We start from the raw sequence: 3,486 nt of genomic DNA, 5'->3' as shown, positions 1-3,486 counted from the left end.
ATAAACCAGCAGTATGCTGTCCAGTGGAAGGGAGTTGTTACGATGAGTTATCAGCATCCATCGCAAGAGGCGATCAAGGAGCTGCTGCGAAGCAGCACAAACATTGCAGTCGTCGGATTGTCAGACGATCCAACTCGCGTGTCCTATATGGTGGCGGAGGCGATGCAACGCAAGGGATACCGCATCATTCCGGTCAATCCGAAGGCGGAGAGCATCCTTGGAGAACAATGCTATGCTTCGCTGCGTGATGTACCGGATCATATCGACATTGTTAATGTGTTCCGACGCAGTGAATACTGTGCGGATATTGCTCGTGAAGCTGCAGCTGTTAACGCTGGGGCAATTTGGCTGCAGCAGGGGATCGTTAGTGAAGAGGCGGCTGCCATTGCAGAAGAGCACGGAATGACTGTCGTGATGGATTTGTGCATTAAGGTACTGGACTCGATTTTATTGCCGCATGGCAAGAGTGAGTCTGCTTCCACATAAAGAGTAAAGACGAAAGCCGGGCATTCCTAGTTGCTGCTGCGATGAAGGGGTCCGGTTTTTCGTGTGATAGGAGATAGAAGTGGCTACGAGAGAGGGACGCGGCTGTAAAATGCTTTGACAACAAAGCGTTGTGCCCTTACCATTCTTGGTAGAAGGGAGGATGTGCATTGAATCAATTAGGGCGATTGCAGCAATTGTCGCGTGCGCTCATGCAGCCGCTAATCGCACTTCCCGCCGCCGCGCTTGCGATAGCAATCGGCAATTTGCTTCACAGCGCAGGTTTGACGGATACTGCGGTACTATTTGAACTGACAGGGAAGACGGTGTTTTCTGTTCTTCCTTATATTTTCGCAGTTGGGGTTGCACTTGGACTGTCCAATAATGCCGGTGTAGCTGCACTTTCGTCCCTGCTCGGTATGTTTATTTTCAGGCAGCTGCTCGTCCAATGGCAAGCTACATTCGAGCCAACGATCCTCAACGGCATCCTGTTTGGGGTAATGGCAGGCTTCCTGCATGAACGGTTCAAAAACATAAAAATGCCAGAATATTTACAGTTTTTTGGCGGCCCAAGATTCGTCATTGCGATTACGATTATGTCTTCAATCCTGCTTTCCTGGCTGATGAAGCTGTTCTCGCCAATTTTACAGCAAGGGGTCATGTTTCTTGGCCAGGAGCTGCTTGCGATGGGAGGATTCGGGGTTTTTCTATACGGGGTTCTGCATCGGGTGTTAGTGGCATTTGGATTGCATCATCTGCTTAATAACGTATACTGGTTCCAAATCGGCTCCTATACGAATAGTGAAGGAATGACCTTCACTGGAGATTTGCCGCGGTTTTTCGCTGGAGATCCGAATGCTGGCATCTATATGGCAGGCATGTATCCCATTATGATGTTCGCACTTCCGGCTGTCGCACTGGCCATCGTGCATGAATCACGAGAGGACTTGCGCTCGAAGGTGCGCAAAACCTACTTTACGGCTGCCTGTGTGTCATTGTTGACTGGGATTACCGAGCCGATTGAGTTTGCCTTTTTATTCGCAGCGCCGTATCTATTCGTTGTTCATGCGCTGTTAACCGGAGCTGCAATGTGGCTGACCGCTGAGATTGGTGTGAGACACGGCTTCTCCTTCTCAGCTGGAGCGATTGATTATGTGATTAATTTCCACCAAGCAACGAAGGCGCTATGGATTATCCCGATCGGCATCGCGTTCGGATTCATTTACTATGTGGTGTTCCGCTTTGCCATTCAGCGCTTCCAAATTCCGACGCCAGGCCGAGTTGACGGTTCATTGCTTGATGATATGGCAGGAGATTTACTGCCGAGGGTGCCGCTTATTATTCGAGCGCTTGGTGGCAAAGATAACATCATTGATCTGCAGGCTTGTATTACGAGATTGAGATTGAGGGTTAAGAACGATAAGCTGGTAGATCGTCACGCGCTTCGTGTAATCGGTGCAGCAGGGGTCATTCGTCTTGGGGGCGGACATATTCAAGTGGTATTTGGAACCTACTCTGAGCTGATTAAGGACGAAATGGCAAAGCGCCTGCAGCGTGATCCGAATCAAATCTGGTTCGTGGCACCCGTACAGGGGCGGATGATACCAATCGAAGAAGTGCCGGATACGATATTTGCCAAGAAGCTTGTAGGTCATGGCGTAGCTTTCTATCCAGATAAGGGAGAGCTTGTATCGCCTGTGCGCGGACGCATCCGCCACATTTACCCTACGATGCATGCGATCGGCATAGAAACGCCGGAAGGGTTAGAAGTGTTGTTACATATTGGAATTGAGACGTCATCATTGAATGGCGCCGGTTTTCAAGCAGTAGTACAGGAAGGTGATGAAGTGAAACCGGGACAGCTGCTCATTAAATTTGATTTGCCGGAAGTGAAGAAGCGCTGCAAATCGCTTGCGACACCGATGGTGATTACGAACTCAGATACTGTCGCGTCATGGAGTATAGCGCCATATGCGCCTGTACGGAAGGGACAGACTTCAGTCATGTCAGTCATTATGCATGAACACGCGGTTGGAGGTGCAAGCCGATGACACAGAAAGTCCAAGGTATCGGTGCATCCGCAGGCATTGCCATAGGCAAGTCATTCGTATTGCCGACTTGGGAGTGGGATGTTCCTGAGGAAAAGATGGATCCAGCCGACTTAGCGCGTGAATTCGAACGATTGTATGACGGAATCCGTTCCTCGAAGCATGAGATAGAATTTATTAAGAGTGAAATTAAAGAAATGGTTGGCAGCGAAGAATCCAGCATCTTTGATGCGCACCTGGCCATTCTGGAAGATCCGATCTTCATGAATGAGATCCAAGGGATCATTCAGCGGCAGTATAAAGCAGCCGAGGTTGCGGTCAAGGAAGCGATCGATCATTTCGTAACGATGTTCGATCTGCTCGATGACGAATATATGAAGGAGCGGGCGCTGGATATCAAGGATGTTGGCAACCGACTGCTCAAGCATTTGCTGGGTGCACCGGAAATTACACTTCCGACGGACACACAGCCGTATATTCTTGTTGCGAAGGAGCTGTCTCCGTCACAGTTGGTTCATTTAAATCCGAAGAATGTGCTTGGCATTGTGATGCTTCAAGGCGGGAAAACCTCGCATTCGGCCATTATGGCTAGAGCGCTGGGCATTCCGCTTGTGCTTGGACTGGAAGGGAAAATTGCGAAGCCGATTCAGACTGGGGATACCGTCATTGTCGATGGGGAATATGGCATCGTACATATTGCTCCGCTGCAAGATGTGATCACTTGCTATGAAGCGCGGCGTGATGCCTATGTACAGGAAGCAGACGAGCTGCAGAAGATTGTATCCCTGCCAGCTGTCACACTCGATGACTTCGTTGTTCAACTAGGGGCGAATATTAGCTCTACACGTGAGCTGAATATTGCCGATCAGAATGGAGCGGAGGGGGTTGGTCTCTTCCGTACCGAGTTCATGTACATGGATCGTTCATATCCGCCTTCAGAAGCGGAGCAGTTTAC

At 49.7% G+C, this 3,486-nt stretch carries 3 protein-coding genes; all 3 read left to right on the top strand.

Annotated elements, in window-relative coordinates; genetic code table 11:
* Positions 1-42 precede the first annotated feature (42 nt).
* Positions 43-486, top strand: a complete 444-nt coding sequence (locus tag AZ66_RS27935) for a CoA-binding protein (RefSeq protein ID WP_021258046.1) — start codon at positions 43-45, stop codon at positions 484-486.
* 167 nt (positions 487-653) lie between these two features.
* Positions 654-2,534 (top strand): glucose PTS transporter subunit IIA, encoded by a 1,881-nt coding sequence (locus AZ66_RS27930; protein ID WP_197081790.1) that lies wholly within the window; start codon positions 654-656, stop codon positions 2,532-2,534.
* On the top strand, positions 2,531-3,486 hold a 956-nt coding region (locus AZ66_RS27925), incomplete at its 3' end, for a phosphoenolpyruvate-utilizing N-terminal domain-containing protein (protein WP_044357898.1). The genes AZ66_RS27930 and AZ66_RS27925, both read left to right, overlap by 4 nt.

The organism is Paenibacillus sp. E194 (genome assembly GCF_000935845.1).
Lineage (GTDB): Bacteria > Bacillota > Bacilli > Paenibacillales > Paenibacillaceae > Paenibacillus_B > Paenibacillus_B alvei_B.
The sequence above is the reverse complement of the archived record's forward strand: the minus strand, read 5'-3'. Positions and strand labels throughout refer to the sequence as shown.